General features: G+C 67.5%; 21 protein-coding genes. 10 read left to right on the top strand and 11 right to left on the bottom strand.

Features of this window, described 5'->3' with window-relative positions; all coding sequences use genetic code 11:
- Positions 1-20 precede the first annotated feature (20 nt).
- Positions 21-1931: a DUF2207 domain-containing protein gene (locus JOF29_RS21000; protein WP_209695845.1), complete on the top strand. Its 1911-nt coding sequence runs from the start codon at positions 21-23 to the stop codon at positions 1929-1931.
- 1 nt (position 1932) lies between these two features.
- On the opposite strand, the gene JOF29_RS20995 is transcribed toward JOF29_RS21000, so the two are convergent.
- The 3 genes from JOF29_RS20995 to JOF29_RS20985 form a co-directional block, all read right to left on the bottom strand.
- The gene (locus tag JOF29_RS20995) at positions 1933-2460 is read right to left on the bottom strand and encodes a ferritin (protein WP_209695844.1); all 528 of its coding nucleotides are present in this window, start codon (positions 2458-2460) and stop codon (positions 1933-1935) included.
- Positions 2457-4547 (bottom strand): DUF2264 domain-containing protein, encoded by a 2091-nt coding sequence (locus JOF29_RS20990; RefSeq protein ID WP_245357691.1) that lies wholly within the window; start codon positions 4545-4547, stop codon positions 2457-2459. Before JOF29_RS20990 ends, JOF29_RS20995 begins: the two co-directional genes overlap by 4 nt.
- Positions 4548-4668: 121 nt before the next feature.
- Positions 4669-5685, bottom strand: a complete 1017-nt coding sequence (locus JOF29_RS20985) for a hydroxyacid dehydrogenase (protein ID WP_307863526.1) — start codon at positions 5683-5685, stop codon at positions 4669-4671.
- 151 nt (positions 5686-5836) lie between these two features.
- Here JOF29_RS20985 and JOF29_RS20980 point away from each other — a divergent pair, with 151 nt between their 5' ends.
- The 3 genes from JOF29_RS20980 (at position 5837) to thrS (ending at position 9288) form a co-directional block, all read left to right on the top strand.
- Complete coding sequence (locus tag JOF29_RS20980; protein WP_209695843.1) at positions 5837-6751, top strand: proteasome assembly chaperone family protein; 915 nt, start codon at positions 5837-5839, stop codon at positions 6749-6751.
- Between the two features lie 169 nt (positions 6752-6920).
- The gene (locus tag JOF29_RS20975) at positions 6921-7766 is read left to right on the top strand and encodes an acyl-CoA thioesterase (RefSeq protein ID WP_209695842.1); all 846 of its coding nucleotides are present in this window, start codon (positions 6921-6923) and stop codon (positions 7764-7766) included.
- Positions 7767-7881: 115 nt separating this feature from the next.
- Entirely contained in the window at positions 7882-9288 is a 1407-nt protein-coding gene (gene thrS, locus JOF29_RS20970) for a threonine--tRNA ligase (protein WP_307863525.1), read from the top strand.
- Here the strand turns inward: thrS and JOF29_RS20965 are convergent.
- Genes JOF29_RS20965 through JOF29_RS20950 form a run of 4 tightly spaced genes read right to left on the bottom strand, consistent with a single transcriptional unit; the run spans position 9198 to position 13481 of the window.
- A complete protein-coding gene (locus tag JOF29_RS20965; RefSeq protein ID WP_209696254.1) occupies positions 9198-10055 on the bottom strand; it encodes a MaoC/PaaZ C-terminal domain-containing protein in 858 nt (285 codons plus the stop codon). The two genes, thrS and JOF29_RS20965, sit on opposite strands and share 91 nt — an antisense overlap.
- Position 10056: 1 nt before the next feature.
- Positions 10057-11403, bottom strand: a complete 1347-nt coding sequence (locus JOF29_RS20960) for a 3-oxoacyl-ACP reductase (RefSeq protein WP_209695841.1) — start codon at positions 11401-11403, stop codon at positions 10057-10059.
- 9 nt (positions 11404-11412) lie between these two features.
- Positions 11413-12690 carry an acetyl-CoA C-acetyltransferase gene (locus JOF29_RS20955; RefSeq protein ID WP_209695840.1) on the bottom strand — a complete coding sequence of 426 codons (1278 nt, stop codon included), beginning with the start codon at positions 12688-12690 and terminating at the stop codon, positions 11413-11415.
- Positions 12687-13481, bottom strand: a complete 795-nt coding sequence (locus JOF29_RS20950; RefSeq protein WP_209695839.1) for a TetR/AcrR family transcriptional regulator — start codon at positions 13479-13481, stop codon at positions 12687-12689. The genes JOF29_RS20955 and JOF29_RS20950 overlap by 4 nt, the downstream gene beginning before the upstream one ends.
- A gap of 95 nt (positions 13482-13576) precedes the next feature.
- On the opposite strand from JOF29_RS20950, the gene JOF29_RS20945 reads away from it, so the two are divergent.
- Complete coding sequence (locus JOF29_RS20945) at positions 13577-14938, top strand: acyl-CoA dehydrogenase family protein (RefSeq protein WP_245357690.1); 1362 nt, start codon at positions 13577-13579, stop codon at positions 14936-14938.
- Positions 14939-14951: 13 nt separating this feature from the next.
- Here JOF29_RS20945 and JOF29_RS20940 read toward each other — a convergent pair whose 3' ends face one another.
- Positions 14952-15539 carry a tyrosine-type recombinase/integrase gene (locus JOF29_RS20940; protein ID WP_209695838.1) on the bottom strand — a complete coding sequence of 196 codons (588 nt, stop codon included), beginning with the start codon at positions 15537-15539 and terminating at the stop codon, positions 14952-14954.
- A complete protein-coding gene (locus JOF29_RS20935) occupies positions 15485-16288 on the bottom strand; it encodes a tyrosine-type recombinase/integrase (RefSeq protein ID WP_209695837.1) in 804 nt (267 codons plus the stop codon). Before JOF29_RS20935 ends, JOF29_RS20940 begins: the two co-directional genes overlap by 55 nt.
- A 208-nt stretch (positions 16289-16496) precedes the next feature.
- On the opposite strand from JOF29_RS20935, the gene JOF29_RS20930 reads away from it, so the two are divergent.
- From JOF29_RS20930 to JOF29_RS20920, 3 genes are read left to right on the top strand one after another with little or no spacing between them, the layout of a single operon-like run.
- Positions 16497-16721: a hypothetical protein gene (locus JOF29_RS20930; RefSeq protein WP_209695836.1), complete on the top strand. Its 225-nt coding sequence runs from the start codon at positions 16497-16499 to the stop codon at positions 16719-16721.
- Positions 16711-17223, top strand: a complete 513-nt coding sequence (locus JOF29_RS20925) for a DUF6879 family protein (protein WP_209695835.1) — start codon at positions 16711-16713, stop codon at positions 17221-17223. The genes JOF29_RS20930 and JOF29_RS20925 overlap by 11 nt, the downstream gene beginning before the upstream one ends.
- Before the next feature lie 18 nt (positions 17224-17241).
- Positions 17242-18096, top strand: a complete 855-nt coding sequence (locus tag JOF29_RS20920; RefSeq protein ID WP_209695834.1) for a helix-turn-helix domain-containing protein — start codon at positions 17242-17244, stop codon at positions 18094-18096.
- A 619-nt stretch (positions 18097-18715) separates the two neighbouring features.
- Here the strand turns inward: JOF29_RS20920 and JOF29_RS20915 are convergent.
- Complete coding sequence (locus JOF29_RS20915) at positions 18716-19333, bottom strand: 3'-5' exonuclease (RefSeq protein ID WP_209695833.1); 618 nt, start codon at positions 19331-19333, stop codon at positions 18716-18718.
- A 953-nt stretch (positions 19334-20286) separates the two neighbouring features.
- On the opposite strand from JOF29_RS20915, the gene JOF29_RS45435 reads away from it, so the two are divergent.
- On the top strand, positions 20287-22890 hold the full coding sequence (locus JOF29_RS45435) for an AAA family ATPase (RefSeq protein ID WP_209695832.1): 2604 nt from the start codon (positions 20287-20289) through the stop codon (positions 22888-22890).
- A 336-nt stretch (positions 22891-23226) separates the two neighbouring features.
- The gene (locus JOF29_RS20905; RefSeq protein WP_209695831.1) at positions 23227-23478 is read left to right on the top strand and encodes a hypothetical protein; all 252 of its coding nucleotides are present in this window, start codon (positions 23227-23229) and stop codon (positions 23476-23478) included.
- Between the two features lie 891 nt (positions 23479-24369).
- Here JOF29_RS20905 and JOF29_RS43375 read toward each other — a convergent pair.
- Positions 24370-24915 (bottom strand): divalent metal cation transporter, encoded by a 546-nt coding sequence (locus tag JOF29_RS43375; protein ID WP_307863519.1) that lies wholly within the window; start codon positions 24913-24915, stop codon positions 24370-24372.
- Positions 24916-25076 lie beyond the last annotated feature (161 nt).

The following is a 25076-nucleotide window of genomic DNA, read 5'->3' as shown; positions in this document are numbered from 1 at the left end:
CTCTCGGTAGTGTCGCGCGCATGCGTCGTGCGCTCGGGGTCGTCGTCAGCCTGCTCGTTCTCGCGATCGCCCTGGCCGGATACGCCGTACCGGCGTCGGCCGCGATCGGTGACCGGGTGCGGTCGATGACGATCGCGTACGACGTGTCCGCGGACGGTGTGCTGCACGTGACCGAGTCGATCGAGTACCACTTCGGGGACTCCGGCCGGCACGGGATCTTCCGGGACCTGGTGATCCGCGAGCCGTACGTCGACGACCGCTCGAAGGACCAGCGGTACGACGTGTCGAACGTCCAGGTGTCCTCGCCGAACGCGCCCGCCGAGTTCAGCACGTCCACGGCCAGGACGAACAAGGCCCGCAACCAGGTGCTGCGGATCAAGATCGGCGCCTCGGGCGAGACGGTGACCGGGCGGGACGCGACGTACAAGATCAGCTACGACGTGCGTGGCGCGCTGCGGCACTTCCCGGACCACAGTGAGCTGTACTGGGACGCGACCGGCAACAGCTGGGAGGCGCCGCTCGACCACGTCGTGGTCACGGTGACGGTGCCGCAGGGCGTGACGAAGGTTGCCTGCAACGAAGGCCCGTCCGGATCCACGGCGAGCTGCGACGAGAAGGCGATCGTCGGCGGCAAGGCCACGTTCACGCAGGAAACGGACGTGGTCCGCGGCGAGGAGCTGACGATTGTCGCCGGCATCAAAGCCGGTGCCGTGAGCAACGACACGCCGATCGTCGTCGACCCGCCGGGCTTCCTCGCACGGTACGGCGTGAGCTGGCCGGCCGCGATCAGCTCGGTCGTACTGACCGTGATCGCGATCGCCGCCGGCAAGCTCACCGTCCGCCGTCGCCGAGACCTCCGGTACGACGGGATGCCGCCGGGGACCGTCCCGCCCCCGGGACTCGCCGCGCGGACGGTGCCGGACCGGCTGGCGGAGAAGGCGATCCCGGTCGCGTTCGCGCCGCCGGAGATCAGCGCCGCGGAGGGCGGTCTGCTGATCGACGGCAAGGTGGACACCACCGAGGTGGCGGCGACCCTCGTCGACCTGGCTGTCCGTGGCGCCGTCCGGATCGAGAGCGAGAACGACGTCCGGACTGCCGTGCTGGTGGACGCAGGGCTCGCCACCGCGGCGCACGAGAAGGCGTTGCTGAAGGGGCTGTTCCCGAAGCAACAGCCAGGTGGCGAGGTCCGGCTGCTCAGGCCGGCAATGGGGGACACCCGGCCGCAGCGAGCCGCCGAGAGCATGGGCGACGCGCTGTGGAAGCAGGTCGTGGACCGGAACTGGTACGCGCGGCTGCCGCACCGCTCGACCGTCGTGGAGTCGTCCGGCTACGGCTGGGTGCCGCTCGGCTGCGGTGTCTTCCTGGCGGTCCTGGTCGGGCTGATCTCGCTGATCGTCTACGTGATCAAGTTCGGAGCGCCACCGTGGCTCGGCCCGGCGATCGTGATCGCGCTGCCGGTGCTCGCCGTACTGAACGCGGTCGTCGACCTGATCCTGCAGCGCCGGGCCGGCCGCCGGAACGCGCTCGGCCGCGCCGTGACCGACCAGGTCGTCGGGTTCCGGCAGTACCTCAGCACCGCGGAGGCGGACCAGCTCCGCTTCGAGGCCGGCGAGGACATCTTCAGCAAGTACCTGCCGTGGGCCATCGTGCTGGGGCTGGCCGACCGCTGGCAGCAGGTGTGCAAGCAGCTCGTCGACTCCGGCCGGCTGACCGCGGCCCCGTCCTGGTACACCGGCTCCAGCTCGTACTACGACTCCGGCTGGACCGCCGGGAGCATCTCCACGACGGTCTCCAGCACGTTCGCCGAGCTCCCGTCACCGTCACCGTCACCGTCGGCCGGAGGTGGTTCCTCCTCCGGTTTCTCCTCCTCCAGTACGTCGTCCTCGTCGTCGGGCGGCGGGGGCGGCGGCGGTGGAGGCGGCAGCTGGTAGGTCAGACCGAGCCACCGGCGGCGGTCGGTGCCGTCGGGTCGGCACCGGCGTCGCCGACCACCTCGCGGGCCAGGAAGTCCTCGAGGTGGAACAGGTTGTCACCGGCGCGCTTCGCGACGTTGACCAGCGTCTTCATCGCGGCGACCTCCTCGACCTGCTCCTTGAGGAACCACTGCATGAACTGTTCACCGATGTAGTCGCTCTCGTCCCGCGCGGTGCGGGCGAGCGTCTCGATCTGCTTGGTGACCGTGATCTCCTGCGCGAGCGCGAGCTCCAGCGGCGCGATCGCGGACTTGAAGTCGGACTCGACCTCGCCGACCGACGGGATCTGCGGCCGGATGTCCTTGTCGAGCAGGTACTGGACCATCATCATCGCGTGGTTGCGCTCTTCCAGGGACTGCTTGTAGAAGTGCGCGGCCAGCCGGGGCAGATCCTGGTCGTCGTACCAGACAGCGACTGCCACGTACTGCTGGGACGCCGTGAATTCGTTCCGGATCTGGTCCTGCAGGAGTTTCTCGTACGTACTCATTCCGTCAATCTACTCTGTCCCAGCTCGATCATCTCGGCGTCGCCGCCGGGCAGGCCGATCCGCACGGTGGCGCCGGTCACCGAGACATCGATGCCTTCGGCAAGCGCCTCCGGACGGAGCGTGTCCCGGGTGAGTACCACGGCGTTCACCAGCACGAGCGGCTCTCCGCGGTGCTGAGCAGTCAGGTACGGCGTCGCCGAGTGCGCCCCGAACGGATTGACCCCCACCGCCCGGTGCACGCCGGACTCCTCATACCCATACAAACCAACAACCGCCGACAACAACCCCTCCGCATTCCGCGCCCAAGAAGCCGGCGCTACCCGCCGCTCGGTGGAGGAAGAGGTGGTGAGTGGAGAGGTCGAGTTGGAGGTGGTGTGTGCTGAGGTGGTATGTGAGGAGGTGGTATGTGAGGAGGTGGTGTGTGGGGAGGTGGTGTGTGCGGAGGTGGTGTGGGCGGCGCCCACCTTCTCCGCCGGCTCCGGCGGCGCAGCCGCCGGGGCGAAGGTTGCTTCGGGCAAGGAGTTTCCCGCGACCGCGAAGCCGGCGCTGCGGACCGTTGCGCCTTCTGGCCCGTCGACCAGGGCGCAGCGGATCTCCCAGCCGTTCCACACGACCGACGCGACCTCGATCGCCCACGGGCCTTCGGATCCGAGCCACGCCTTGTGCCACGAGGACGCCGTACGCCCGTCGACCGCGAGCCGCCGGATCCGCCCGCGCCCGCTCGCCGTACCGTCCGCGGCCACCAGCGAGATCAGGTTGTCGATCCCCGGCTCGTTGTCCGACAAATCCGGCCCCGCATGGTTGGCATACGCCAAGCGGTTGTAGTGCGGGTCGCCGGCCGGCTCGGCGCCGGAAGGCTCCGCCACCGGCGCGTGATCGGCGCCGTGGTTCACCAGCTGCACGACCTGATCGTGCCGGCTGGCATGCACGATCCACCCTGGCTCCGGCATCGCCTTCTGCTGATCCGCGTCGTCGAGCGGGATCGAGTCCTCCGGATCTGACCACACCGGATGTTCCGGCGGCAGGATCAGCCCGACGAACCCCTTCGCCGCCCAGTACGGCGAGCCGGGTCCGGAGTACTGCTGCGTCGTCGGCAGGAACGTGTCGTACCACCCGAGCGTGAGCACGCCCCGCTCGTCCGGTACGCCGTGCTGCACGAAGTGCCGGGCGATTCCCGAGCACAGCCGCCGTGTCTCGCCCGGGGTGAGTGGCGTGGAGTCGAGCATCGCGCCCATCCAGTACGGCGCCGCGGCCGCCATCCGGTACGTCAGCGACCGGCCCTGGTACAGCGGTGCACCGTCGTTCCCGACGAAGTACTGCGCGTCCTGGAGGAACAGGTTGATGCGCTCCTTGTAGAGCTTCAGCCGGTCCTCGTACTGCGCTCCCGGCGTCGCCGCGGCCATCCGTGCCCACAGGCCCGGGTACAGGTGCATCGCCCAGCCGATGTAGTTGTCGAAGTTCTGCCCGTCGCCGTCGGAGTACCACCCGTTGCCGACGTACCAGTCCTCGATCCGGTCGAGGCCGCCGTCGATGTCCTCCTGCTTGTACGGCGCTCCGACGGACGCGAGGAACTGCTCGCTGACGACCTGGAACAGTCGCCAGTTGTTGTCGTGCGTCGTGGACCCGTTGAACCCGCCGAGCCACTCCGCGACGTGCTGCTGCGCCTTCGCGTCGAGCCGGTCCCAGATCCACTCCCGGGTCTCGTGCAGCGACACCGCGATCGCGGCCGCCTCGACCATCTGCTGCGACCGCGGGGTGAGCCGCAGCCACGCCTCCGGGTGGTCCGGGTTCGCGCCGTTCGCGACACCACGCGCGTACCGCTCGATCAGCTGCTCGCAGCCCTTGCCCTGGACGCCGGCGATCCGGAAAGCGGCCAGCATGAACGACCGGGCGAAACCTTCGAGCGCGTCGGACGCCGTACCGGACCGGCTCGGGCGGCCCGGCAGCTCGACGAGCGACATACCGGGGGAGAAGAACGGGACGAGCGAGTCCAGCAGGTGATCGGCGAGCGCCTCCCAGTGCGCCCGCACCCATCCGGTCTGGCGGGACAGCTCACGGTCGGTGTCGGGCAGAATCAGGCGGGTCATCGGGCCTCCCGGTCTGGACTGAGGAGCGTAAGGAGCGAAGCGACTGGAGCGACGAGGGACGACCGGGAGGACAAGCCCGATGACCACGCCGGCGCCGAAGGCCCGGCCATGTGCACAGTCACTAGGCGAGCCTTCCTAGTTCGGCGGGGCTGATGGCGTGTTGCAGGGGCTGGCCGGTGGTGAGGCGTTCGAGTTCGCCGACGGCGAGTTCACCGAGCCGGGCGATCTCGTTGCCGACGGCACCGGCGACGTGCGGGGTGACGAAGACGTTCGGCAGGTCGAGCAGCGGCGAGTCCGGCGGCAGCGGCTCCGGGTCGGTGACGTCGAGGATCGCGTCGATCCGGCCGGCGGCGCACTCGCGGAGCAGCGCCCCGGAGTCGACGATCTTGCCGCGCGCGGTGTTGATCAGCGCGGCGCCGTCCCTCAGCAGCCCGAGCAGGCGGGCGTCCACCAGCCCCTCGGTCTCCGGGAGCAGCGGCGCGTGCACGCTCAGGATGTCGCTGCGCCGGAACAGCGCGTCGTTGTCGACCAGCTCCGCGCCCAGGTCGGCCGCCTCGGCCGCGGTCAGGTACGGGTCGCTGATCAGGACGTGCAGGTCGAACGCCCGCAGCCGCTCGGCGACCATCTTCGCGATCCGGGACGCCCCGAGCAGGCCGACCGTGGCGCCGTAGTTGCCGGGCATCCCGTGTGCGTCGCCCTTGCGCCGCTCCAGCCGGTACTGCGCCGCGAGCCGGAACGCCCGCTTGCCGGCCATCACGATCGCCGCGACCGTGAACTCGGCGACCGGCTGCGCGTTCGCGGTGGCCGCCGACGAGACCTGGATGCCGCGGTCGAACGCGGCCGGGTCGACGATCGCCTTGACCGAGCCCGCCGCGTGCAGGATCGCCTGCAGCTTCGGCGCCGCGTCCAGGACCTCCGGCCCGATCCGCGGGCAGCCCCACCCGGTGAGCAGGACGTCGACGTCCGCGAGCGCCGCCCGTACGGCGGGGTCGGTGAGGAAGCTGGTGCCGGGGCCGGCCGGCAGCACGGTGGCGACGGCGTCCAGGCGCTGCCGGACGTGCGGGACCAGGACGCGGGCGCGGCTGTCCGCGTTCATCGCCAGCATGACGGTCGGGGCGGAGTTCGGTTCGAGGCTCACGGGGACCACGCTAGCAAGCGCTTTCCGAACTTGTCGCGCCGGTGCCGGGTCGTGGAACCTCCGGAATCTTCGGTGCGGCCGGAATTTGTCCGGCGCGCCCCGGCGTTGGGGACAATAGAAGTGCCAGTTGGAAACTGCGAAGGAGACGACGATGCTGCGACCGGACGACCTCTACGAGATCGTCGACGAGTCGGTGGCGACCGGCCCGGCGGCGACGCCGAAGGTCATGGTGCACTCGCTGGACGGATTCATGGACGCCGGCCAGGCCGGACGCGTGACCGCCGACCACCTGCTCGAGGTGCTGGACCACCGGTTGCTGGCGCGGTTCGACGTCGACCTGCTGCACGACTACCGCGCCCGCCGGCCCGAGGTGACGTTCGCCGAGGACCGGTTCACCGACTACACACCACAGCACCTCTCGCTGCACCTGGTGACGGACGACGCCGGTGTGGACTTCCTGTTGCTCGAGGGCGTCGAGCCGGACAACCACTGGGACCGGTTCGCCGGTGCGGTCCGGCAGCTCGTCGAGCTCTACAACGTGACGCTGACCGTCGGTGTGCACGGCATCCCGATGGGGGTTCCGCACACCCGTCCGCTCGGACTGACCGCGCACGCGACCCGGCCCGAGCTGGTCACCCGGTCGAACATCTGGGACGGCGAGATGCGGCTGCCGGCGAGCGCCGGGACCATGCTGCAGGTCCGCCTCGGCGAGGCCGGCAAGGACGCGATGGGCTTCGCCGTCCACGTCCCGCACTACCTGGCCGAGAACCGGTTCCCGGGTGCCGCGCTGGCGCTGGTGCACGCGATCTCCGCGGCGACGGGCCTGCTGCTCCCTAGCAAGGCCCTGCTCGACGAGGCCGCGGTCACCGGCCGCCTGGTCGACGAGCAGGTCGATGCCTCCGACGACGCCAGCGCAGTCGTGAAGGCCCTCGAGACGCAGTACGACGCCGCCGCCGGCTCGCTCAGCCGCAAGAGTCTCCTCGCCGACTCCACCCCCTCTGCCGACGAACTAGGCGCCGAGGTCGAACAGTTCCTCGCCGGCCTCAACCGCGAGGACGACAAGTAGCGCGGCCTCCCGTGTGGTGGCACTGAACAGGAACTGGGGGCAGAGCACCGGCAATAACCTGTGCTCCGCCCCCGCAGCCTGTGCGTCGTGCCGACGGGTGCCCGGGCGACGTGATGGTTTCCACAGCGGGTACGGCGTGGTAGGGCGGTTGGGCCTGTCAGGATGAGGCATGCCTGAGTCCTTGGAGGACCTGGTCGAGCTGCTCGACCTGGAGAAGATCGACGTCGACCTGTTCCGCGGCCGGCAGCCGCAGACGTCGATGCAGCGGGTGTTCGGCGGGCAGGTGCTAGGTCAGGCGCTCGCCGCCGCGAGCCGGACCGTCGACGCGGAGCGCGTGGTGCACTCGCTGCACGGGTACTTCCTGCGCGCCGGCGACACGTCCGTACCGATCGTGTACCGCGCGGAGCCGACCCGCGACGGCGGCACGTTCAGCAGCCGCCGGGTGGTCGCGTCCCAGCACGGGAGGCCGATCTTCTACATGTCGTCGTCGTTCCAGCGCCCGGAGCCCGGTCTCGACCACCAGGACCCGATGCCGGACGACGTCGTACCGCCGGAAGAGGCGCCCCGACTCGCGACGGTCCTGGAAGCCCAGAGCGGCCGGCCCGCCGCGGACTGGGACCGCGAGTGGGCGTCCCTCGACGTACGGCTGGCAGGTGTCAGCGGCCGGCAGTTCTGGATCCGCGCCGCCGGCAAGCTCCCCGACGAGCCCGCGCTGCATGCGTGTGTGCTCGCCTACGCAAGCGACCTGACCCTGCTCGGCGCGAGCCTTCTGCCACACGGCATCGTGATCGGCGACCGCCGGATCCAGCCCGCCTCGCTCGACCACGCACTGTGGTTCCACCGCCCGTTCCGCGCCGACGAATGGCTGCTGTACGACCAGGCGTCGCCGTCGGCCTCCGGAGCCCGGGGCTTCGCCACTGGCCGCCTCTACACCGCCGACGGCCGCCTGATCGCCTCGGTCGCGCAGGAGGGACTGATTCGTCCGGTCGGGCTGGACTCCGATCTGCTAACTTAGGGACATGTCGCAGCGCGCTGTAGTCACGACGACGCCGGAGTATGTCCCGGCGCGCTGACACCTGACTGTCGACCGAAGCCCCGGGGCGAGTGCCCCGGGGCTTCGTCGTTTCCCGGTGGTCTCTCGCCCCCTCTCAACGAGGAGACCACCATGTACGACCATCGCAAGATCGGCCGCGAGCTCGGCCTGTTCGACTCCGACCCGCTCATCGGCGCAGGGCCTGCCCTACTGGCTGCCGGCCGGGGCCGCCGTACGGCGTGCACTCGAGAGCTACATCGCCGAAGTGGAGCGAAGAGCCGGCTACCAGCAGGTGTACTCGCCGGTGCTGGCCAAGAAGGAGCTCTACGAGATCTCCGGCCACTGGGCGAAGTACCACGACGACATGTATCCGCCGATGAACCTGGGCGGCGAGGAACTCGTCCTGCGCCCGAGCATCTGCCCGCACCACGCGCTGATGTACCGCTCCCGCTCGCACAGCTACCGCGAACTCCCGCTGCGCATCTCCGAGCTCGGCGGTCAGTACCGGGCGGAGCTCTCCGGCGCGATCGGCGGACTCAGCCGCGTGCGCGCGATGCAGCTGAACGACGCGCACATCTTCTGCCGCCTCGACCAGGTCGCCGCCGAGGCCGCGTCCGCGCTGCGGCTGATCCACCAGGCGTACGCCGACCTGGGCATCGCGGCATCCCGCTATGTGCTCGCGCTGCCCGCGGTCGACGCTGAGTTCAACAGCCCGTCGAGCAAGTACGTCGGTGACGCGGCGAGCTGGGCGCAGGCGGCCGAACTGCTCCGCGAGGTGCTGAAGGAATCCGGGGTGGACTATGAGGACGCGCCTGGGGATGCGGCGTTCTACGGTCCGAAGATCGACATCCAGATGGAGGATTCGGCCGGCCGCGAGTTCAGCCTGTCGACCGTCCAGATCGACTTCCACCAGCCGGCCGCGTTCGGGCTCGAGTATGTCGGTGCCGACGGCAACAAACACCGGCCGGTGATGGTGCACCGGGCGATCGTCGGCAGCATCGAGCGCGCGATGGCGCAGCTGATCGAGGTGCACGGCGGGGCGTTCCCGGCGTGGCTCGCGCCGGTGCAGGTCGTCGTACTGCCGATCTCGGACGCCGAGGAGCAGGCCGCGGCCCAGGTCGCGCGGCGGGCGTCGGACCGCGGGCTTCGGGTGGAGATCGCGCACGCCGACGAGGGCAGCCTCGGCGCCCGCATCCGCGAGAACCGGCTCGCGCCGTACCAGGCCGTCATCGGTGCCCGCGAGGCTTCGGACGGTGCCTTGGCGATCCGCGAACGTGACGGTCGGCGGTGGGACCCCGCTCCGATCGGCGAGATCCTGGACCGGATCCGGCGGGAGTGGATCCCCACGCACGCAGAACCCTCGATTCGGGAGGGTTCTGAGCGTGTTCGAGGGGGTTCTGCCTGCCCGCAGGTTCAGTTCTCCTGCAGTTGCCCGATCACGTGCGTCACGTCGTGTGACTCGTCGTACAGCGCGAAGTCGACCGTCTTGCCGGACTGCTGGTAGCCGAACTGGACCCGGGACGGGAGCAGCAACGGTTTGCGGAAGTCCACGCGGACCGTGAACGCGTCCGGCAACGCGCCGGCGCGCTGGACGGACGCGAGCGCGGCGGCCTTGGCCCACATGCCGTGCGCGATCTGGCGCGGGAACCCGAACGCCTGGGCGGTGAGCTTGAACAGGTGGATCGGGTTCCGGTCGCCGGACGCGGCGGCGTACCGGCGGCCGAGGTTGCCGTGCAGGTCCCACCACGCGGTCGCGCTGAGCACCGGGTCGGTCAGCAGGCCGGCGTGCGCGTCCGGCGTACCGGCCGACCGGCTGAGCAGCGTGGTGAGGTCGCTCCACACCAGCTCGTGATCGACGAAGACCTCGCTGACCACGTCGAACACGGTGCCCTTCGGATGCGGGCGTTCCGGCGTACTGTGCACGCGGATCGACGGCTCCGCGTGCAACGGGATCGGCTGCTTCTGCGTGATCGTGTTCGACAGGTGCACGATCCCCATCGGCTTGTACGGGAACGACGGGTCGGACATCAGGTCCAGGTGCAGCGGGAAGGCCAGGACATGCGGGTACGTCGGGGGCAGCGCCGGACCGGCCTGGAACCCGGTGACCTCGCGGTACGCCGTCAGGTGGTCCTGGTCGACCGCCGACCGCGGCAGCTCGAGCGTGAGGCCGTCCTCGTTCGGCTCGTAGTCGGCGCGGCGCAGCGTGGCCCGCACGGTCCGCGCGTACAGCGAGCCGAGGCCGGGGGAGTCGTCGTACCGCCGGGTGGGCATGTCAGGCACCCAGCAGACTCTGGCCGCAGACGCGGACCACGTTGCCGGTCACGCCGGCGGATGCCGGGTCGGCGAACCAGGCGATCGTCTCGGCCACGTCGATCGGCAGCCCGCCCTGCTGCAGCGAGTTCAGCCGGCGGCCGACCTCGCGGATCGCGAACGGGATCTTCGCGGTCATCTCGGTCTCGATGAACCCGGGCGCGACGGCGTTGATCCGGATCTGCTTCTCCGCGAGGACCGGCGCGAGCGCCTGCACCAGACCGATCACGCCGGCCTTCGAGGTCGCGTAGTTCGTCTGGCCGTTGTTGCCCGCGATCCCGGCCATCGACGAGACGCCGACGATCGACCCGCCGTCGCGGAGCGCGCCGGACTCGACCAGGTGCTTGGTGATCCGCTCGGGCGCGCGGAGGTTCACGTCCAGGACGGCGTCCCAGGCGTCGGTCCGCATGTTCACCAAGCGCCGGTCCCGGGTGATACCGGCGTTGTGGACGACGATGTCCAGGCCGCCGTGCCGCTCCTGCGCGTGCGCCGCGATCCGCTGCGCCGCGTCGACCGCGGTCACGTCGAGGAGGAGCTCGGTCCCGCCGATCTTCGAGATCACCTTGCGCAGCGGGTCGGCGTTCTGCGGTACGTCGACGCCGATCACGGTCGCGCCGTCGCGGGCGAGGGTGTTCGCGATCGCGGCGCCGATCCCGCGGGCAGCGCCGGTGACCAGCGCCGTACGGCCGGCCAGCGGGCGGTTCGGGTCGTTGCTGACCAGCGGGCCGGTGCCGATCCGGGCGACCTGCCCGTCGACGTACGCCGACTTGGGAGAGAGGAAGAAGCGGAGCGTGGAGTCGAGCTGCTCGTGCGCGTCCGGGGCGACGTACACGAGGTTGACTGTGGCGCCGCGCTTCACCTCCTTGCCGAGGCTGCGAGTGAAGCCCTCGAGCGCACGTTGGGCGACGTGCTGGCCGGTGGAGTTGGCGAGCTCCGGCGTACGGCCGACGACGATCACCCGGCCCGCCGGGGCGAGCTGGCGGATGACGGGGGAGAAGAACCGCTGCAGGCTGGACAGGTCCGCGGTCGAGGTCGCGCCGGTCGCGTCGAAGACCAGGGCCTTCGGGCGGATCTCGCTGGACGCGACGCCTTCGGTCGCCGTACTGAAGGCGGCGCCGATGTCGCGCAGCAGGGCCTGGATCGCCTTGCCGGCGTCGGACTCGCCGATCGCGCCGAAGACGACCGGCCCGTCGATCACCGGCGCGCCCTCGGTCCAGCGCGGCAGCGGCAGCGGGTCGGGCAGACCCAGGTTCTTCACCAGGGACTTGCCGAGCGGCGTCCGGGTGAAGGTCTGGTAGCGATCCGTCATCTCACACTCCTACTTCTCGAGGATGGCGACGACACCCTGGCCACCCGCGGCGCAGATCGAGATCAGCCCGCGGCCGCCACCGTTCTCGTCCAGTTGCTTCGCCAGCGCGGCGACGATCCGCCCGCCGGTGGCCGCGAACGGATGCCCCGCGGCCAGCGAGCTGCCGTTCACGTTCAGCTTGTCCCGGTCGACCTCGCCGAGCGGTGCGTCCAGGCCGAGCCGTTCCTTGCAGAAGATCGGATCCTCCCACGCCTTCAGCGTGGCCAGCACCTGGGAGGCGAACGCCTCGTGGATCTCGTAGTAGTCGAAGTCCTGGAGGGTCAGCCCGGCGCGCTGCAGCATCCGCGGTACGGCGTACGCGGGAGCCATCAGCAGACCCTCGGCGCCCTTCACGTAGTCGACCGCGGCGGTCTGCGAGTGGGTCAGGTACGCGAGCGGTCGCAGACCGTGATCGGCGGCCCACTCGTCGGTGCTCAGCAGAACGGTCGACGCGCCGTCGGTGAGCGGGGTCGAGTTGCCGGCGGTCATCGTCGCGGTCTCACCCTTGCCGTACGCGGTCCGGAGCTTCGCGAGCTTCTCGAGCGTGGTGTCGGGGCGGAGGTTCTGGTCCTTCTCGAGCCCGAGGTACGGCGTGATCAGGTCCTGCTGGAAGCCCCGGTCGTACGCCTTCGCGAGGTTCATGTGCGACCGGTAGGCGAGCTCGTCCTGGGCCTCGCGGGTGATGCCCCACTCCAGCGCGGTGAGCGCGGCATGGTCGCCCATCGACTTCCCGGTCCGCGGCTCGGCGTTGCGCGGGATCTCCGGTACGACGTCCTTCGGGCGGACCCGGCCGAGGACCCTCAGCCGGTCCGGGTACGTCTTGGCGCGGTTCAGGTCGAGCAGCACGTTGCGCAGGTGGTCGTTGACGGCGAGCGGCGCGTCGGAGGCGGTGTCGACGCCGCCGGCGATGCCCGCGTCGATCTGGCCGAGCGCGATCTTGTTGCCGACCAGGATCGCCGCCTCCAGCCCGGTGCCGCAGGCCTGCTGGATGTCGTACGCCGGGGTGGTCGGCGCGAGCTTGGAACCGAGGACCACCTCGCGGACCAGGTTCCAGTCGCGGGCGTGCTTGAGGACCGCGCCGGCGACCACCTCGCCGACCTCCTGCCCGCCGAGACCGGCACGGTCGACCAGACCGTTCAGCGCGGCGGTCAGCATGTCGGAGTTGGAGGCGTGCCGGTAGGTCTTGTCCTGCCGGGCAAACGGGATCCGGTTCCCGGCGACCACGGCCACCTTGCGCGGTTCGGTCACGATGTCTCTCCTGCTCTGGTCCTGCTGCTCGTGTCTTTGGACGTCCGTGCGGTGGCGGAGGTTCGCGGGGTTGTTCTGGGGCTGCGGCCGGTTGCTGCAGTCAGCGCTTTCCGGCCCACGGCGGTGGCGAGGGTGGCGGTGATCGCGGTCGCCCGGACGGTGCCGACATCGGCATGATGCACCACCGGATGCCCCGGCTGCCCGCTCGACACGATCAACCCGACCCTTGCCATGTGCAACGACCCGAGGGTCTGCGTGTACAGATGGTTCGCCAGGTACGCCGTATCGACGTCGTCGAACACACCGGACCGCTGACCCGCCTCGAGGATGTTCGCGATCCGGTCCAGCGGCGCGGCCATCGCCGTACCGAGTTTGACCATCACCGGCTCGGTGATCTCGCCGAACAGCTCCTCGCCGGTCCGTCTGAGCAGACTCATCGCGCAGTCGGTGAACGCCGGGTAGCCGAGACAGAAGTCCACGAACGTCTCACTCAGCGACCTGAGCCGGTTGAGCGGCGTGCGGCGCGGACCGTCATTTTGTTGCAGGCGTTCGTCGAGCTCCTGGAGATAGTCGACCAGCGTGAGGGCGAACAGCTCCTCCTTGCCGGCGAAGTGCCGGTAGATCAGCGCCTTGTTGATCCCGACCCGCTTGGCGATATCGTCGATCTGGGCGTCGATCGTGCCGCGCTCGTCGAAGATCTCCCGGGTAGCACGGATGATGTCCCGCTCCCGGTCGCGCCGACGCTCCGCCGTGGTCCGGCGGCGTCCGATCGCGAGCAGCGCGGAGCTCATGGACCGATCTTAGCCACAGCGGTACCCCTTGGTGCAAACGACAGTTACACTCGTCGGTAACATCGTAGTGCCGCCGCTGGAGGATGTTGATGACGATGACCGATCCGAAGCCCGCTGTCTCGGCCGACGTGATGGCGCTCGCCGGTGAGCTCGGCGCCGAGCGGTCCAAACCCGGCTGGAGCCCGTTCTCGCTGCAGCTGAACGACGAGCAGCGCGAGATCCGCGACTGGGCCCACACCTTCGCCGCCGACGTCATCCGCCCGGCCGCCGCCGAGTGGGACGAGCGCGAGGAGACCCCGTGGCCGGTCATCCAGGAGGCGGCCAAGATCGGCCTGTACGGGCTCGACGCCAACATCAACCTGTTCGTCGACCCGTCCGGCCTGCTGATGCCGCTCGTCCACGAGGAGCTGTTCTGGGGCGACGCCGGCATCGGCATGTCGCTGAAGGGCACGGGGCTGGCGTCGTCGGCGATCTTCTCGAACGGTACGCCGGAGCAGTGGAGCCAGTGGATGCCGCGCTGCTACGGCACACCTGACGACGTACGCGTGGCCGCCTTCTGCTCCTCCGAGCCGGGCGCCGGCTCCGACGTCTCCGCGATCCGCACCCGCGCCGTCTACGACGAGGCGACCGACGAGTGGGTCATCAACGGCCAGAAGGCCTGGGCGACGAACGGCGGCATCGCGGACATCCACGTGGTGGTCGCCACGGTCGACCCGTCGTTGGGTACCAAGGGCCAGGCCGCGTTCGTCGTACCCCGGACCGAGGTCCACGGCCTGCAGCAGGGCACCAAGCTCCGCAAACACGGCCTGCGCGCGTCGCACACCGCGGACGTCTTCTTCGACAACGTCCGCATCCCCGCCGCCAACGTCCTCGGCGGCAAGCAGAAACTCGACGAACGCCTCGCCCGCGCCCGCGAAGCCGCCGCCGCCCGGGAAGCCGCTGCCCGCACCGGCTCAGCCTCTGCCGCCGCCTCGACCGGCCGCAACGCCTCGATGGCGACTTTCGAGATGACCCGCCACATCGTCGGCGCCCAGGCGATCGGCATCGCGCGAGCGGCGTACGAAGTAGCCCTCGAATACGCCAAGACCCGCGAACAGTTCGGCCGCCCGATCATCGACAACCAGGGCATCGCCTTCAAACTCGCCGACATGGCCATGGAAATCGACGCCGCCCGCCTCCTCGTCTGGCGCGCCGCCAACATGTCCGCCGCCCTCATGCGCGGCGAAACCCCCGACTACCGCCACGGCGAAGGCTCCATGGCCAAACTCAAAGCCGGCGAAGTAGCCGTCAAGGTAACCGAAGAAGCCATCCAAATCCTCGGCGGCAACGGCTACACCCGCGAATACCCCGTAGAACGCATGCACCGAGACGCCAAGATCTACACCATCTTCGAAGGCACCTCCGAAATCCAGCGTTTGGTAATCGCCCGCGCGATCTCCGGCATGCGCATCAGGTAGGCGTTTGTGCAGGTCAGAGACTGATTTGAGGTTGGTCGGGGTACAGGCCGTCGTCCGGCTCCCAGGAGGCAGTGGGGGAGCGTACGGCGGCCTGCTCCGTGACTGTTCCGTGAGATTTCAGAGAGAAGAGCTTGGCGAGCCTGGAGTCGACGGCCTTTCGCGCACGCTCATGTGATGACGGCAGCATGTGGGTGTACAGCCTCAGCGTGAAACCCGGGTTGCTGTGGCCTAGGTACTCAGCCAGCTCCTTGATGTTGACCCCATCTGCGAGAGTGATACTCGCGAAGTAGTGCCGCAGCGCGTGCATGCCGTTCTCGCGGCTAGACGCATACTGTCGTCGACCGCGTCGGTCCGTCTTCGGCTCCGCAATCACGCCCGCGTAGTACAACGCCGGCTTCCAGACCAGCTCGTCGTACGTCCGAGCACGAATGTGCTTGCCATCGGTCCACCTGAACAGAAGCTTCACCGTCCGCGGCTCTCCGTCCGTCTTCTCCCAGGGCAACGTGTACGGGCGTGGCTTGTTCGCTTTGATGTTCTCCGTCAGGATCAACGCCGTCCCGCCGGACATCGGCATCGTCCGTTCGGTGTCGTTCTTCCGCACGCGAACACGAACTCCCGCCCAAGCGTCTTCACCTGCCGCCGAACGTGGATGACCATCTCGTCGAAGTCGATGTCCTCCTCCGCCAGCCCGAACAACTCACCCTGCCGCAGCCCACAGGCCGCTCCGACGGAGGCGATCGGGCGGTACTCCGGCGCGTGCCCCTCAACGATCCGGCACACCGCATCGTCGCTCCAGGCAACCGTCCTCCCGCTCTTCTCCGCCGGCACCTTGACCGCCCGGCCCTTAGCGGGGTTCTTCTTGATGGCCTCGTCATCGACCGCAATCTCCAGCGTTCCATGCAACACGAGGTACGCCGTACGCGCAGTAGACGGCCCGAACCGAGAATCCAGATCAGCAATCCAAGCCGCAATCTCCGACGACTTGATCGTCCGCAACTGCCGCAGCCCAAACACCGGATCCACATGCAACCGCAGCGACGGCTCGTACCGAATCACGGATGCCGGATCCACCACCCGCGAAGCCAGCCACCGCTCCGCAACCTCCCCAAACCGAACCTTCCCAGCCTCCGGATCGATGTACTCCCCATGCTCCCGATCCGTCTCCATAGCATTCGCATGCCGCTCCGCCGGAGCCTTCGTAGAGAATGCCTTGGTCCGCTCCCGCCCTTCGGGATCAATCCACCCCGCCAGCCACCGCTTACCGTGTCTCCACCTGGAAGTCCGAACCCGTACCGTCGACCCGTCCGCCTGCTTCACGCCCCGAGTCCACTGATCCTTCACGTACGCCATTGCCGCCTCCGCCCGTCGCCGATGTGCGGCAGCTCAACGTGCGGAGCGCGGAGGGATTCGACATCCAAGGCGGCGTACGACGGCAACTCGCAGGGACGCCTCCGCGTTCCATCGTGCCTGCGGTGTGCGAAGCGCCAGTTGCTCTTCGCATCTGACACCATCCCGTCTATCCTGCAAGTCCATGCAAGCTCGCGGACGGAGTAGACACATGGCACTGCGCTATATCGGCACGGACAACCCGTGCCCGAACACGAACTGCCCGACGGTCTGGGTCGACGAGGCCGACGACAGCATCGTGATCCAGGGATTCAGGCTCGACCCTGAGACGATGGCCGAGGTCAACGCCACAGCGCCCGTGCAAGAGAACGAGACGGTGGTGCGGATCCCCGCTCGAATGGCGTCGGTCCTGAGAGGAGCAATGGGTGACAGCTGAACCTCTCGCGTTCGAACTGTTCCGCTCCGCTCAGCGCAGCGCGCTTCATCTTGAGACCCGGGATCTGTACGAACCGGAAGACCCCGACTGGAACGAGTGGAAAGCGGGCAACCACTTCGATCCCGCTGTCCGTTGGAAGACGTTTCATGACTTGGTGCGTAGCACGACCGGTAGAGGTGTCGAGGTGCGGCGTACTCGCATCGTGTCGGAGCCGATCAGTGAGTACGTGCAGTTCGAGTACGACGTCACTGAGCCACACAACGTCGCGGCCGGCGAGCAGGTGCGATGGCTGCCACGACGACAGACGGCCGGTCTGCTGGTTCCACCGAACGATTTCTGGGTGTTCGACGAGCAGACTGTCCTGTGGAATTTCTGCGACGGCAATGGGACCTGGGTGGGTGATGAGCGCTCTGACGATCCCGATCTGGCTAAGTTGTGCGTAGCAGCATTCGAGGCTGCGTGGGATCGCGCGATCCCGCACAAGGAGTACCAACCGAGCTGACACGAGGCCTGTAAACCGTTGCCGACACCACCCGCCTTCTCGAACGCCCAGAAGGCCAAACGCGACTTCGGTGCCCGTCTCGGTGAGATCCGGAAGACTGCCGGTCTCACCGCACGGGCGCTCGCGTCATCATGCGGCTGGCACGAGTCGAAGGTATCTCGTATCGAGAACGGCAAGACCTCACCGTCTGCCGAAGACATTCGTCTGTGGGCCACGCGGTGCCGGGCTTCAGACCAGACCGCAGATCTCGTCGCTTCGCTGGAGGCGATCGAGGGCATGTTCGTCCAATGGAAGCGGATGGAACGCGGTGGCCTTCGACGCGCCCACGAGTCCGTCATGCCGCTGTGGCAACGCACCCGACGCTTCCGCACGTACTCGCCGTGGCTCATCCCCGGCGCAGTACAAACTGAGAGCTACACCCGCGCTCTCCTCCGCGGTACGGCGGCCCGCCGCGGCCTCCCGGACGACGTCGAAGATGCCGTCAAGGTGCGCAACGAACGCCTCAAACTGCTCCACCAGAAGGACCGCACGTTCGCCGTCCTCGTGGAGGAAGCCGTACTCCGAAACATCATCGGTGACACCGACGTCATGGCCGGCCAACTCGGCTATCTACTCACCGTCAGCGAGCTCCCGTCGGTCTCCCTCGGCATCCTGCCCCTAGGCGCGGACCGCACCGCCATGCCTCCGGTCGAGGACTTCTGGATCTTCGACGACGCCCAGGTCAACGTCGAACTGATTTCCGGCTACCTAACCATCACCCAGCCTGGCGAGGTCGCGATGTACGCCGATGCCTTCGCCCGCCTATCCAAGATCGCCGTCGTCGGAGCCCCCGCAAGACGCTTGATCGCTTCTGCCCTCGAGGCATTGGAATAGTCGTGCAAGGTCGTGCAAGTTCGTAGTTCTCGCGTCCTCTGAACTTCTACTGTCTAACCACGGTCAGGGCGGCGGGAGAGCTCCGAGCGCGCATCGGGCGGTGTGTGATTCCCCTGCCCTGTCGCCCTGGCCGCTCCAAGCAGCAGCTGTGATGAGAGGACGGGCAAGTGGATCTGACCAGGAAGCCGGCGCTCGAGTGGCCGGTACTCCGCTCAGCACAGGAAATGGACTGCGACGGCCGAAACCCGCGCACTGACGACGCATGCATCCTGGGATATCACCGCGGCCCGCACAGGGACGTGACAGGCACCGAGTGGCTCGACGACCTGTGATCATGCCAGCATCGGCCAACTCGTCGACGCCCTAGGCGTAGCCGCCATCAACGCCGTTCGCTTCGGCGCGATGCGACACCATCAAGCCCTAGACACGACCTGCGGCCTAGACGTAACTATCCTTCCCAGTGGCCAACCCTCCGGCCCATCCGGGACCTAGTACTGGTCAATAGCGTCATCACAGACCTTCGCAATCGCCCGGACATCCTTGGCGTCGACGCGCACCGGCTGGCCACTCTCGGGCTCCAATGAACTGTGCCACCGCTCCAGGTAGCAGTTGTAGCGGCTCAGAAGAGTGTGGCGGCCTCATCCGCCGTGGTACCTGTTGCGGCTTTGCCGGCTGTGGCATCCAGCAGTTCGGCGAGTGTGAGCGGCTGGCGGCCGGGAAGCGTCGCCAAGTGCGACAGGAGCCGGGCGCAGACCAGCGCGTCGTAGGTCGCGCGGTGCGGCACCAGGTCGGTTGGAAGGCCTCTGGCTAGCCCGAACGCATCGACAAGCGCCCCGAGCTTGTACGAGTCGCGACCCGGTAGTAGTCGTCTCGCGAGCTTGAGAGTGTCCACGACGCGAGCGGGTTCGAGGTCCGGCATTTCGCGGCCGAGCACTCCGAGATCGACGCTGGCGTTGTGGGCAACGAATACCTTGTTGTTCAGCGCCTGGCGTAGTTCGGCTTCGATGCCGGCAACCGTCGGAGCGTTTACGAGCTGGTCGTCCGTGATCTTGTGGAACCGTTGCACCATCGGAGTGATCGGCCGAGGTGGGCGAACCAACCAGCTCCGCGGTTGGCCGACCAAGCCGCCCTTGATCGCAACAATCGAGATCTCAACCAGATCCGGTGGCCGCTGCCCGTCGCCCTCGACGTCGTCAACGGCGTAGTCGACAGCCGTCCGGTCGGTAGGTTGCTCCATCCCTTGTCACCTACCTCTGATGATCGTGCGGCCCCGAGGCGGTCGCGTGTGTGCCGTCCCTGTGCTGTGGACGTATCGAGCCACTCCAAGTCTGCCGTCGCCGGTGGCTCCGCCGCTTCATCCGAACCGTCGCGCGTCGCTCGGTTTGATGAGCCAACGCACGCAGATCTGGCTGGACCCGAACAGCTTCACAAGTCGCAAAGGCAGAACGGAACCAGCGCTCGTAGCTCGGCGGCTTTGGAGGCGACTTCATCTCCAAGATCCATGTGCCCGCCGAGGCCACGGCACCTCGGTGATGAAGGCCTTCTGCGCCTCGGAAAGTGCCTCCCGGAGCGCTGCGTTGGACTGCTGGAGCTCCGCGACTTGGTGCCGCAATCGGTCGACTTCTGCGAGGAGCACGGTGACGTGTTCAGCCTCGATTGCCTCTGCTGACAACACTCGTCGGCGGCGTCGCCAGTTCCGGAGGCGGCAGGAATCTGAGCAGAAGCGCTGGTCGGATCTGGCCGCGGTGTAGGCGTCGCCGCAGTGCTCGCAGACGTGCTGGCGTGCGGTCAGATCGCGCCCGAACGGGGGTGGGAGGTCGTCCACACATGCTCAACGTGCGTCCCACGACAGAGCCGAATACTCGTTGCAGATCGCTGACACGCCTCGCATGCAAGATGTGTGCCGGTGTGCCGGTCTTCGGCGTGCCGTCCCGAATCCCTCGTCGAAAGGCCCTCACACTATGTAGCTTCCTGACGGCGCGGTGTCCGCTCGCTTAGTTCGTCCACGCCGACGAGCAGAGCGGGCAAACCGGCTGAAATGTCAGCGAAGACCTTGGCAGCTGGGATCACGACGGGCATACTCCGCTACGGGGAGTAGGCGACGTTAGTCGTCTGGGGAAAGTTGATCGTGGGGGGAACCATGATCCGTTGCAGGGTCTCTTTGCCATGCCCGGATAGGGGATGGCAACCGTGACAATCGAGGAAGATCTGGCGAACTGGCTGGCCGACCGACCGGTCTGGCAACAGCGACTGGTCGCCGAGATGTGCAAAGGCGTACAACCCGACGACACGACCGTGAAGCAGATATCGGACTCGCTGGTTGACCGACAGGTCGGCCCCACCGTTACTGTCAAGGCGACCGATATTCCCGGAGCTGCGGTGGCGGGCGGCCGGGTCTTGCTGCGCGAGGTCGGTGTCGGTGCGGCCATCAACAATCTCGCCGACGGCGAGCGGCTGAAGTTCGCGCCAACCGGCCTGACCATCGTCTACGGCTTCAACGGCAGCGGGAAGTCCGGCTACGCACGCCTGCTTCGTCGATCGGTCAACGCCAGGATCGATGTCGAGATCCATCGCGACGTCTTCGACCAGGACGCAAACAAGGCGCAGGAGGCGGAGGTCGGTTACGACGTCGACGGCGGCGCCACAAAGGTCTGGCGCATGGGAGAAGCGCTCAGCGCGGAGCTTGCTCAGGTACGTTTCTACGACACCGTCTGCGGCCGTGCCTACGTAGACTTGGCGTCCGAGGCGGTTTACCGCCCATCTGCGCTGGTCTTCCTGGAAGTGCTCGCGAGGATCACCGATCGAGTCATCAACGATCTGCGCCAGCGACTGGCAGTCGTTGACGGGGTTCAACGGTCGCTGCCCTTGATTGCGCCTGAGACGACCGCAGCGGGCTTTATCGCCTCCTTGACAGCCGAGACAACCGCCGAGCAGATAGCTATGGCTACCACCGCCAGCAAGGAGCTCGACGAACAACTCGCAGGCAAGCTGGGCGAGCTCGCTCGCGCAGGCAAGCTGGGCGAGCTCGCTCGCCTGGAAGCGAGCAACCCCGAGAGTGAGCGGAACCGATTGGTAGCGTTGGCGGCTGCTCTAGTTCGCCTCGCCGGTCACTGCCGAGAGGTCGAAGCCCGGGTAGGTTCAACGGCTCGGCGGACGATCGAAGACACACTCCGTCGTGCCATCGATCTTCGGCGAGCAGCAGAACTGGCGTCTCAACAAACCTTCGAATCAGAACCGCTTCGGGGAGTTGGAAGCGGCGCTTGGCGGGCGCTCTGGGATGCGGCCGCACGCTATTCCGAGAGCGAGGCGTACCGGGACCAGCAGTTCCCCGTGACTGGCGTGGAGGCTCACTGCGTCCTCTGTCAACAGCAGTTAGCCCCGTCCAGTGCGGACAGACTGCAGAGTTTCAGCGCGTTCATGGCTAACCGGACGGAGCACGATGCGGCCGCAGCTGAGCGGGCGGTCGTAGGTCAGCGCGAACCACTGGAATGGGTGCGGCGCTTGCGAGACCTCCTCCAACCAGATCTGGCCGCAGTTGCGGACTCGATCCCCGCGCTGGCCACCGCTGTGAGCAACTGGCTGGGCTCGGCGAACGGAACTGCCGAGGACCTCTTGAACGGCCTGGCAGGCTCCGCACTGCCCTCGACAGACCTGCCATTGCCTCCACCGATCGGTGAGCTTGAGCAGCATGCTGAGTCGGTGAAATTACGGGCAGCGGGCATCGACCCCACTAGCTACATGCAAACCGTCGCGGACCTTCGTAGAGATGTCTCCGAGCTCGAAGGGCAACGATCGCTGGTTGAAGCGACCGATGCGATCAACGCCGAGGTCGAGAGGCTCAAGGAGCGACGCCGTCTCGACGATGCACGCAGGTCGCTAGAGACGAGCTCAATAACTCGGATGGCTTCGAAGCTGACAGAGGCTTACGTCACCGACGCGGTGGCTTCGCAGTTCGCCACGGAGGTCGAGCGGTACGGGCTACAGCGAGTTGTTATGCGTAAGGCTGGGAGTAGCAAGGGAGTCGTCGTCCTGAAGCCGGCATTCGAGGGCGTCACCAGGCCACCGCCGATTCGAGACGTTCTGAGCGAGGGAGAGCAGACCGCATTGGGCCTCGCGGGTTTCTTCACCGAGCTGCAGTTCGAGCAAACGAAGTCGGCCGTAGTCCTTGACGACCCAGTCAGCTCGTTCGACCACGCAAATAGAGGCAGAGTCGCCAAGCGAATCATCGAGCTTGCCGCAGATCGACAGGTCGTGGTCTTCACCCACGACATCAGCTTCGTAGCGGAACTCAAGCGGCTCGCCGGCGCTGACGGCGTGGCCACGACAGACCGCGGAATCTCCCGGAGGGGAACCAAGCCCGGGTTCTGCGTGGAGTCGCATCCGTGGACGGCGAAGGACGTCAACGTCAGGATTCATTTCCTCAGCATCCAGTTGCAGGCGTTGAAGCGCGACCAACCGGACCTCCTGGACTTCGAGTACGAGGCAAGGGCTTCCGAGTTCGCCGGCCACCTGTCAGAGACCTGGGAGCGAATGATCAACGTCGAGGTCGCTTGCGCCGTAGTCGACCCGGTGAAGCTCGAGGTCAACCCGAGGAAGCTGAGAGCTCTGGTCTTCTTCGATGAGAACGACAACGACGAGTTCCAGACGTGCTACGGACAGACCTCGGCCTGGGCGCGGCGACACGACAACCATCCGGACCGCATCTACACGGCCCCGACCATCGAAGAACTCGAGAAGGCACTCGAGACGCTGAAGGGATGGAAGGCCCGTATTCACGGGTATCAGAAGAAGTAGCCACGGGGTTGACCCCCGTGGTCCGCCTCAGCCCACGGTTTGCCTCGGTGGAATTTCGACGGCTTCATGAGCCTTCCGATATGGGAACCCGGTTCTGCATGGGGAGGCGCCACGAGATCGGCTGGCTCAAGCGGCGTACCAGTCGCCGTTCACAGGCGCACTCTGCTTTTCCGCGAGGCAACGAGACTCGCTCGCGGGCGCACCCCAGCGCCTCCGATCGTGCTCTAGAGCTCCAAAGAGTCCAATGGCCAGCGCGGAGCAGGGATCGGTAGCATCGCTCGATGACACCGCGGGGTGCACGCCTTCCAGGCTGCCCGTGACAAGGGGAGGACTTCAATGAGTGAAGAGACGGCACCGCAGATCCTGCGACGCGTCTGGGTTGCCTGCCGCGATCTACTAGCGGAGTCGGGTGGTAAAACCATCACTAGCTACGAGGTCGCTAGGAAGGTCCAGCTCGATCACGCGTTGGTCGCTGAGGGGCTCAGGAGCATGGACTACTACCTGTTCATGGTCCCGCACAACGCTGCCGAAGGTCGCGAGATGTACGTCGAGGTTCAGGGCTTGGACCAGGAGTACGAGGCGCGGTAGCGGCCCGGCGGTGGTCGTAGTCGTGTCGGGCCTTGCGCTGGTGTCCGCATCCGAACAGGCCAGCGTATGGGTGTATGACGGTTAGGCTAACCGACGCTCGACTGCGGGGTACTGGTAGGCGCTCCGCCTCACCAGGAGCTCAGAGGGCAGCTGAAAGACTCCGGGGCGTCGTCAGCTGGCGAGGAGGCAAGGATGTTGTTCCCCTCTGAAGTGCTCAGCCCTGCCGACGGCGGTCTGCGTCGCCTGGAGTTTGTTGAGCGAGTTGAGCCAACTGAAATAGTCGTCGACGGGCTGCAGTGACGCCTGCCAGATCTTCGTCAGTCAGCGCCTCGAGGACTGGGAACCTACCGACGTTCCAGGCCAGCCGAGGGAGGTCGTCCCGCCAAGTCCACGACATCCACATGTCGCGTCGAAAGCTTGTAGTAGAGCTCCAAGCCTGAGCCTGAATCGCCGATACGTCTGACGATCATCGGCGGGCCGTTGCGAATAGAGGTTGCCTTCAGCAACCACCTGGTCCGTCACTGCTCCGTGAGACATCGGCACGAGTTGATCATCATCAGACACCAATGAGCAGCGAACTTGCAGGTCAGAGGCCGATTCGACCCTTCTGAGGCGGAGAGCCTGCTCAGCTGCAATAGATCTACACCATCTTCGAAGGCACCTCCGAAATCCAACGCCTCGTCATCGCCCGAGCCATCTCAGGCGTGCGCATCCGGTAAGGCTGATCGTGTGATGGAGCGGCGTCCCCCCCGCGTGCTACGCAGGTGCTCCGGTCGCTCCGCACCCTCCCGCCCCTGCGACGTGCGCTACCCACCCACCCTCCGGCGAGTGCCGGCACGTCGTTCCGGCCTAGCGCCGGGGGTGCGCCCGCTATCGCCGGGGTGCTTCCGGCTATTGCCGGGGTGTTGCCGGCTGCCGCTGGCGGAGTGCGGGCTGGCGCCCGCGAAACGCTCGTTGCGCCCGCGAAATCCCGGTACGGCTGGTGCGGGGCTCGCTTGCGCCCGCACGTACTACCGGGCCGCATGGGATGAGCGAACGTCGACGCACCACCGCGAGGGAGTAGCCCCGGAGTCTACTTCGGGCCGAACCCGCACCTTTACCACCTCGCTTGAGCTCGACCCACGGGAACTGTCCCGAACCCGTAAACGCTGACGACACCGCGCCGGTGATCACGCCGCCGAGCAGCAGCGGGATGTGGAACAGCAGGTTGAGCGCGATCGCGCCAGCCGGTCCATCCGGCTGCGCAAGGGTGCCGCCGACCACCTCGGCCAGGTCGGTGGCCAGCGCGACCACCTCGGCCTGTGCCCACAGGCCGGTCGAGGTCGAGCGTTTGAAGTGGTCACGGCAGAGCTGGGGGAGCGTCCGCCCGGTCGAGATGCTCGCCTTGGCGGCCAGGTACTGCACGAGCACGGCCACCAGGTCCGCGCCGACGACCACCCAGCACAGGCGCCAGTGCGTACGCAGGCGGCTCTTCCGTCGGCACAGGCGGCGCTTTCGTCGGCACGAGGGGTTCTTCCGTCGGCAACAGTTCGTCAGGTCTCCGGAGTTGCCCGTGATGCGGATAGCCGGAAGAAGTTCTGTTTCCGACCCATCCGGCC

Origin of the sequence: Kribbella aluminosa (assembly GCF_017876295.1) — a bacterium.
Lineage (GTDB): Bacteria > Actinomycetota > Actinomycetes > Propionibacteriales > Kribbellaceae > Kribbella > Kribbella aluminosa.
The sequence above is the reverse complement of the archived record's forward strand: the minus strand, read 5'-3'. Positions and strand labels throughout refer to the sequence as shown.

What these genes read in the sequence shown, in the direction of transcription:
- JOF29_RS20965 (WP_209696254.1), bottom strand. Translation starts at nt 10,055, where the DNA reads ATGCCCACCCGGCGGTACGACGACTCCCCCGGCCTCGGCTCGCTGTAC.
- JOF29_RS20935 (WP_209695837.1), bottom strand. Translation starts at nt 16,288, where the DNA reads ATGGCGTACGTGAAGGATCAGTGGACTCGGGGCGTGAAGCAGGCGGAC.
- JOF29_RS21000 (WP_209695845.1), top strand. Translation starts at nt 21, where the DNA reads ATGCGTCGTGCGCTCGGGGTCGTCGTCAGCCTGCTCGTTCTCGCGATC.
- JOF29_RS20980 (WP_209695843.1), top strand. Translation starts at nt 5,837, where the DNA reads ATGCTGCGACCGGACGACCTCTACGAGATCGTCGACGAGTCGGTGGCG.
- JOF29_RS20975 (WP_209695842.1), top strand. Translation starts at nt 6,921, where the DNA reads ATGCCTGAGTCCTTGGAGGACCTGGTCGAGCTGCTCGACCTGGAGAAG.
- JOF29_RS20915 (WP_209695833.1), bottom strand. Translation starts at nt 19,333, where the DNA reads ATGGAGCAACCTACCGACCGGACGGCTGTCGACTACGCCGTTGACGAC.
- JOF29_RS20990 (WP_245357691.1), bottom strand. Translation starts at nt 4,547, where the DNA reads ATGACCCGCCTGATTCTGCCCGACACCGACCGTGAGCTGTCCCGCCAG.
- JOF29_RS20945 (WP_245357690.1), top strand. Translation starts at nt 13,577, where the DNA reads ATGACCGATCCGAAGCCCGCTGTCTCGGCCGACGTGATGGCGCTCGCC.
- JOF29_RS20995 (WP_209695844.1), bottom strand. Translation starts at nt 2,460, where the DNA reads ATGAGTACGTACGAGAAACTCCTGCAGGACCAGATCCGGAACGAATTC.
- JOF29_RS20950 (WP_209695839.1), bottom strand. Translation starts at nt 13,481, where the DNA reads ATGAGCTCCGCGCTGCTCGCGATCGGACGCCGCCGGACCACGGCGGAG.
- JOF29_RS20960 (WP_209695841.1), bottom strand. Translation starts at nt 11,403, where the DNA reads ATGACGGATCGCTACCAGACCTTCACCCGGACGCCGCTCGGCAAGTCC.
- JOF29_RS20930 (WP_209695836.1), top strand. Translation starts at nt 16,497, where the DNA reads ATGGCACTGCGCTATATCGGCACGGACAACCCGTGCCCGAACACGAAC.
- JOF29_RS20905 (WP_209695831.1), top strand. Translation starts at nt 23,227, where the DNA reads ATGAGTGAAGAGACGGCACCGCAGATCCTGCGACGCGTCTGGGTTGCC.